This is a genomic window from Mycobacterium sp. TH-M25 (assembly GCF_057473665.1).
Window position 1 is genome coordinate 1 of record NZ_JBYCLA010000249.1, and the last position, 4,710, is coordinate 4,710.

General features: G+C 64.2%; 5 protein-coding genes. 3 read left to right on the plus strand and 2 right to left on the minus strand.

Features of this window, described 5'->3' with window-relative positions; translation table 11 throughout:
* Positions 1 to 236: 236 nt before the first annotated feature.
* Positions 237 to 602, plus strand: a complete 366-nt coding sequence (locus AC2VOU_RS08340) for a hypothetical protein (protein ID WP_486956951.1) — start codon at positions 237 to 239, stop codon at positions 600 to 602.
* Positions 603 to 704: 102 nt separating this feature from the next.
* On the opposite strand, the gene AC2VOU_RS08345 is transcribed toward AC2VOU_RS08340, so the two are convergent.
* Entirely contained in the window at positions 705 to 2,000 is a 1,296-nt protein-coding gene (locus tag AC2VOU_RS08345) for a cytochrome P450 (protein ID WP_486956947.1), read from the minus strand.
* Between the two features lie 204 nt (positions 2,001 to 2,204).
* Between AC2VOU_RS08345 and AC2VOU_RS08350 the strand changes: the two genes are divergently transcribed.
* On the plus strand, positions 2,205 to 2,795 hold the full coding sequence (locus AC2VOU_RS08350; protein WP_486956948.1) for a TetR/AcrR family transcriptional regulator: 591 nt from the start codon (positions 2,205 to 2,207) through the stop codon (positions 2,793 to 2,795).
* Between the two features lie 5 nt (positions 2,796 to 2,800).
* Here the strand turns inward: AC2VOU_RS08350 and AC2VOU_RS08355 are convergent, their stop codons facing one another.
* The gene (locus tag AC2VOU_RS08355; protein ID WP_486956949.1) at positions 2,801 to 3,220 is read right to left on the minus strand and encodes a hypothetical protein; all 420 of its coding nucleotides are present in this window, start codon (positions 3,218 to 3,220) and stop codon (positions 2,801 to 2,803) included.
* 226 nt (positions 3,221 to 3,446) lie between these two features.
* On the opposite strand from AC2VOU_RS08355, the gene AC2VOU_RS08360 reads away from it, so the two are divergent.
* Positions 3,447 to 4,637, plus strand: coding sequence for an amidohydrolase family protein (locus AC2VOU_RS08360; RefSeq protein ID WP_486956950.1), 1,191 nt, complete (start codon positions 3,447 to 3,449; stop codon positions 4,635 to 4,637).
* Positions 4,638 to 4,710: the final 73 nt, after the last annotated feature.

Consider the following 4,710-nt stretch of genomic DNA (forward strand, 5'->3'; position numbering starts at 1 on the left):
AATCCGTCACTGTTCCTGGACCATCGCCGGCGCAAGCGCACCGCGACTCACGGCTGGTTCCGGGCTACCCACGGAGAATTACGTTATCACTCCAAAAGCGCTGGCCGAACCGCTCGGGGGGCGCCTTGAATGCGCGTCGGGTATCCGTCGAGGATCTTCTCCGAAGAAGAGAATTTTCTTACCGCGCATGCAAAAATATTGCTGTGCGTTTCGTCGTGGCGGTGGTGGCTACGCTGATGGGAATCGGCGTGTGGATGCCGCCGATCGCGGCCGCGGGGCCGACCGTCTGCGATTATCCGGCATGTACTCCAGGTATCGCTCCGAACATGGTGCTGGGCGCGCCATGCGACAACACCACTTACTACGCGTTCGGGGTATCCGGCGGCTATGTTCCCGCCACTCAACCCGGCCGGCTGATGTTCTGTGGATCGCCCCGGCGATACCAGGCGAGATGGTTCCGTTCGCCGCCGATGGCGGGCATCAAGGAAGAGAACGCCGACTGCCACCTGTTCAACAACTACGTCGCGCAGGGTCCAGATGGACTGTTCCTGATCTGCATCGCCCAAGCGGGTCACTCCTTCTGGACCCGCGCGGATACGTAAGTTACTGCGCGCCAAAGGCGTTGCCTGCGATAGCCCGCCTGCGATACGCCGACGAGGTCAGCTCCCAATAGCATTGCCGCGGCACGCATTCGACTGAGCCGCCTACGACACCGGCAGCGCCGGGCGCCGGGTGAAGGTGAGGTGCAGATCGGATAGCCCACGCAGGATGTAGGTCGGCTCGAAGGTGTAGCGCCGCCCGTCCACCGGACCGTGCCGGGTCTCGCTGATGGTGATGTCGGACATCCGGTCCAGGATCCGCTCGATCGAGACGCGGCCCTCGACCCGGGCCAGCGGTGCGCCCGGGCAGGAGTGCACGCCGCGCGCGAACGCCATGTGCTCGCGGACGTTCTTGCGATCGATCTGAAACTCGTGCGGGTTCTCGAAGCGGCGGGGGTCGCGATTGGCGGCGCCGGGCAGGATCATCACAACCGTGCCGACCGGAATGTCAACGCCGCCAATGGTGGCCGCCTTGCGGGCGAGTCGGGAGTCGCTCTTGACCGGGCTTTCCATCCGCAGCGATTCCTCGATGAATCCAGGAATCAGGCTGCGGTCCTCGCGAAGCTTCTGCTGAACGCCGGGCCGGTCACCAAGCGCTTGTAGGGCCGCCGAGAGCAACTTGGCGGTGGTTTCCTGTCCGGCGGCGAAAAGAAATGTCGCCGAACGACTTACCTCGATCACCTCGGGCGTGGACCCGTCGGGATACTTCGCCGTCGCCAACGACGTCAGCACGTCGTCGCGGGGCGAGCTGCGCCGGTCTTCGATGTAGGAGCAGAATTTGCCGTCAAGCCATTCCAGCGGGTTGACGCCCACCGACTCCAGGTCGAGCGAGCCGACCCGCGAGCCGGGACGGTCGGCGCCCAGCACCGAACGGAACTCCTTGTGATCCTCTTCCGGAACACCGAGCAGGTCGGCGATCACCAGCGTGGCGAACGGCTTGGAGTACTCGCCGATGAATTCACACTCGCCGTTACCGAGAAACTCCTCGAGTTGGCGATCGGCCAGGCGCCACATGAATTCTTCGTTCTCCTTGAGCCGGCTCGGGGTGAGGAGCCGGCTCAGGATCGAGCGCGCCCTGGTGTGGTCGGGCGGGTCCATCGTCACCATGTGCTCGAACATCGGGAACTGGCTGCGGTGGGCGTCGATCAGCGGGCCGAGATCATCCGAGCCCTCGATGTCGAACGGCAGCGGCGGGAACGGGCCGCCGAGAGCAACGATGTTGGAGAACGTCTCGGGATCCTTGTAGACCGCGTTGGCCTCTTCCCAGCCGGTGACCGCGACGACGTTGTAGTGCGGCAGGCGCAGCACCGGGTTCCGGCTGCGCAGGTAATCGAAGTACGGGTGCGGATCGGGAACGAGCGACTGGTCGGTGAAGAAGTCGATCGAATCGAAGTTGCTCATGTACGCGGGCCTCCCGAGGCTGTCTACCCGTGGTATTTCGGACGGCGAGATGTGGTGCCGCCCAGGACTGTTTTCGCCAAATGTGCCGAACTTGCTGAGCACCTGCTTAGCATGGCGTTAATGTCGTGGTCAAGGCGACACCGTGGTTCGACGTTACGATCAGCCGTGTCCAGCAAATCTTCGGCGAGAGTGTGGAACCACGGCATGACTTCGGCCCGCAGGATCGGTGCACCGGACGCGAAGAACCGCGCGGTGTTGCTCGACGCCGCCGAGCAGTTGATGCTCGAAGAGGGTTATGCCGCAGTCACGTCGCGCCGGGTGGCGGAGCGGGCAGAGCTCAAGCCGCAACTGGTGCACTACTACTTCCGCACCATGGACGATTTGTTCCTGGCCGCGTTTCGCCGCCGCGCCGAAGAAGGGCTTGAGGTGCAGGCTCGGATGTTGCAGGCGCCGCAGCCGTTGTGGGCATTGTGGCGGTTCAGCACCGACCCGGCGGCCACCGCCATCACCATGGAGTTCATCGCGCTGGCCAACCATCGCAAAGCGCTGAAGGCCGAGATCGCGCTTTACGCCGAGCGTTTTCGCGAAGAGCAACGCAAGGCGCTCACCACGATCCTCGAACGCTACGGGGTCGACCCGGTGAAATTCCCCCCGCTGGTGTGGTCGGTGCTGATGACCAGCGTGTCCCGCGTCCTGGTGCTCGAGCAGGCTCTCGACATGTCCGCCGGCCACCGCGAGACCGTCGCGATTGTCGAGAACTACCTCCGCCATCTCGAGGGCGATCCTGGGATCTAGCGAGCTCACCAGTTCCGCAGCGAACAGAGCGTGCCCTTAGGGCCGTCGTTGGATTTCACGACCTTGCCGTCGATGACGAGGGCGCAATGGAACATCGGCGTGCCCGGCTCCGTCCCGGTGCTGACCACGACCATGGCGTAGTCGTTGGGGTCGGTGAGCATCACCGGGGGCGACGTCCATGGGTGGCCCGGCCCGACGTCGGCCTGCACGTTGGGGGTGAACTGGTACGGGTTGTGGCTGTAGTCGGAGAATTTCGGCGGCTGCTGATCCAGGTAATAGATGTCGGCCCAGATCGGGTTCGCCGCGGTGATGACGTAGCGGACCTGATGCGCCGGCGGGTCGTCCGCCCGTGACGGCGCGGCGGTCCCGGCGGCGGTGACTGCCGCCAATGCCGCGCCCAGCACGGCTTTACCGATCGTTGTCATGGGCACCTCCGGCGCTCACTCACGGGCGATATTGGCGTTCTCCTGAATTAAGAATCGCGCACACGTTACCTTCCGGAAGACCCTAACGTCTGGCGGCTCGGCGCCGAAGCCAATGTGCAATATTGCTGCCGGATAGGGGGCATTGCGCTCGGGGACATTGCGCTTGGGGGCATTGCGGTAACCTGCCTGTGAGAATATCATTCTCACAAATGTGAAGGAGAATTTCATGGGGCAGTTGTCGCACAAGGTGGACGTGCCGTTCCCGATATTTGACGCGGACAACCATCTCTACGAGCCGCCCGAGGCGCTCACCAAGTTTCTGCCCAAGGAGTACCAGGACTACATCCAGTACGTGCAGATCAACGGGCGCACCAAGATCGCGATCCGCGGCCAGATCAGCAACTACATTCCCAACCCGACCTTCGAGGTCGTCGCGAAGCCAGGCGCCTGGGAGGAGTACTTCAAGTACGGCAACCCGGACGGCAAGACCAAGCGCGAGCTGTTCGGCGAGCCGATGCGGGCGATCCCGGCCTTCTTCGAGCCCGGTCCGCGCCTGGAGAAGATGAACGAGCTGGGTCTGGACCGCACCCTGATGTTCCCGACGCTGGCCAGCCTCCTCGAGGAGCGACTGTCGGACGACCCGGTCGCCATCCATGTTCTGGTCCACGCGCTCAACGAATGGCTGGACGAGGTCTGGGGCTTCAACTACCAGAACCGCATCTTCACCACCCCGGTCATCACGCTGCCGATCGTCGAGAAGGCGATCGAGGAGCTGGAGTGGGCGGTCAAGCGTGGTGCCCGCGCCATCCTGGTCCGCCCGGCGCCGGTGCCGGGCTTCCGCGGCCCGCGGTCGTTCGCGCTGCCCGAGTTCGACCCGTTCTGGGAACGGGTCGTCGAGCACGACGTGCTGGTCGGTATGCACTCCAGCGACAGCGGCTACTCGCGGTACACGTCGGAATGGGACGGTGCCAGCGCAGAGATGCTGCCGTTCCAGACCAACGCGATGGGCATCCTCAACGAGTGGCGGCCGATCCAGGACTCGGTGGGCTCGTGGGTCATCCACGGCGCGCTGTACCGCCACCCCAAGTTGAAGGTCGCGATCGTCGAGGCCGGCTCGAAGTGGATGACGCCGCTGCTGCAGGGCTTGGCCGAGGTCTTTCGCAAGGCCCCGGAAGCATTCCCGAACGACCCCGTCGAGATGGTGAAGAACCGCATTCATGTCAGCCCCTTCTTCGAAGACGGCATCGACGATCTGGTCAACCTCGTGGGTGTGGACCAGGTGCTCTACGGCTCGGACTGGCCGCATCCCGAGGGGCTGGCGGAGCCGACCTATTACATCGAGGCGCTGTCGCATCTGTCCGCTGAAGACCAGGCAAAGATCATGGGCGGGAACCTCTCTCGCCTCGTCACCGTGTGACCGACCGACCAGCCTGGCAGACCATCCCCGAGATGGTCGCGAGCGCGGCGGACCGGTTCGGCGACGCTGAAGC